1 protein-coding gene is annotated in these 584 nt (G+C 40.1%); it reads right to left on the bottom strand.

Annotated elements, in window-relative coordinates:
- Nucleotides 1-53: 53 nt before the first annotated feature.
- A partial coding sequence (locus AC1DFM_RS34700) for an IS256 family transposase (protein WP_477081369.1) occupies nt 54-584 on the bottom strand: 531 nt, incomplete at its 5' end.

The following is a 584-nucleotide window of genomic DNA, read 5'->3' as shown; positions in this document are numbered from 1 at the left end:
GGGACTATTTCACTAAGTGTGTAAACTTAAAAATCGGGGGATCAAATTAAAAGTTAGATTCTCACTCTTTTATCAAAAATAGTTAAAAACTGATTTAGGATCATGCCCCAGTTTCTAATGGGCATGGTCCATTTTTTTGATACTTCCCGTAATGCTAGGTACACAGACTTTAGCACAGCTTCATCTGTAGGGAAGGATAGTTTGTTTTTGGTATATTTTCTAATCTTACCATTCAGATTTTCAATGAGATTTGTTGTATAGATGATCTGTCTGATCTCCAGAGGGAAGTCAAAAAAGACAGTCAGTTCTTCCCAGTTTTCCCGCCAGCTTTTGATGGCATATGCGTACTTGGCGCTCCACTTAGCATCCAGGGCATCGAGACCAGCCATAGCAGCATCTCTATTGGGTGCTGCATAAACATCTTTCATGTCTGTTGTAAACTCYTTTTTATCTTTCCAGACTACATAGCGGCAGCTGTTACGTATCTGGTGTACGACACAAACCTGAGTGGCAGACTGTGGGAACACCGATTTGATGGTTTGAGTAAAGCCATTAAGATTATCCGTGGCCGTTATTAGAATATC

The sequence above is a fragment of the Chitinophaga sp. 05T412 genome (assembly GCF_056396465.1).
The sequence above is the reverse complement of the archived record's forward strand: the minus strand, read 5'-3'. Positions and strand labels throughout refer to the sequence as shown.